Source organism: Fulvivirga aurantia, assembly GCF_009711475.1.
GTDB lineage: Bacteria > Bacteroidota > Bacteroidia > Cytophagales > Cyclobacteriaceae > Fulvivirga > Fulvivirga aurantia.
In genome coordinates this window covers 1-1,337 of record NZ_SMMD01000255.1, presented here as the reverse complement: position 1 = coordinate 1,337, position 1,337 = coordinate 1, and the positions used below count along the sequence as shown (strand labels likewise).

Annotated in this window: 1 protein-coding gene; it reads right to left on the bottom strand. The window is 40.5% G+C overall.

The genetic code is table 11. From position 1 onward, the window contains the following. Positions 1 to 123: 123 nt before the first annotated feature. On the bottom strand, positions 124 to 1,337 hold a 1,214-nt coding region (locus E1176_RS00915), incomplete at its 5' end, for an ABC transporter permease (protein WP_425482539.1).

Sequence of the window (1,337 nt, the reverse complement as noted above, 5' to 3'; positions counted from 1 at the left end):
TTCGAAGAGTATAATTCAATCGAAGACTTTGGATTCAAGCTGCATATGTTGCGAAGATAGAAATTGATATTCGTACTCTAAACTGCACCATGCTTGGGTAAGATCTAAGAGTAAATAGAAACCCTAACTACTTCTAATTGCAATTACTGGATCTAATCGCGCAGCGAGTGCTGCAGGTATGATTCCCGAGACAGTCCCTATTATCGCAGAGACACCCAGTCCCAATACAATATTCTTAAGCGTAAGAGAGACCTCGAGACTGCCCATCGGTATGAAGGTGATGAAAACAACCAGCACCAACCCACCGAGTCCCCCGATGACACTTAGAAATACTGACTCGAATAAGAATTGAAAAAGAATAAAGTAATTTTTCGCACCCAACGATTTTTGCACACCTATAATATTCGTTCTTTCCTTTACAGAAACAAACATGATATTGGCGATACCAAAGCCTCCTACAAGTATTGAAAATCCTCCAATTATCCAGCCGGCAATACTAAATATATCGAAAACACCGGAAAGTACATTGGCAATTGCCTCCGGACGATTTAATGCGAAATTATCATCTTCTTTAGGCTTTAAACCCCGTTTTGACCTGAGAAGCCCTGTAAGCTCTCCTTCCAATTCTACAAGACCGATGTCGGTGTCCTGGCCTTTAATACCAATCGTTGAGCCTAGCTCATTGGCGTTACCTGTACCGGTTGAGTACATAGTCCTAAAGGCATCATAAGGTATAATGGCGTAATTGTCTTTACTGGTAAAGCCAAGAAAACTCTCACCTTCTTTCTTGAGCGTGCCTATCACATAAAACTTTTTGTTTCTAACCTTTATCTCCTTGCCTATCGGGTTCTGACCAAATGGAAATAAGCTATTGGCAATGTCGCTACCGATGATTACCACCGATCTACCGGCTTGTATTTCGTTTTGTGTAAAATACCTCCCCTTGTCGATGTCTAGCTCAAAAAGAGACTGGTATTGATAGGTACCTCCGATTAATCGGGTATCTGTAAAGCTATTGCTCTCTTTTTTGGAAGTAATATCTCCTCTATCGGCAAAAATCGCAATACTGCTACTGTTTTTGAGATTTTCTTGCAGCACCTTAAACTCTTCATAGCTAGGATTTGGTCTGTTGAGAAAATCCCACCATCTATACTCCCCATTACTATCTGCAGTAAAAGGCCACTTGTCTACATAAATCACACCTGATCCCAGGAAACTGAAGCTTTCCTTTACGTTTTTCTCCAGAGAATCTACTATTGTAAACACGGAGATGATAGAAAATATGCCGACAGTTACGCCCAGAAGTGAAAGTACTGTTCTAAGTATATTCATTTTCA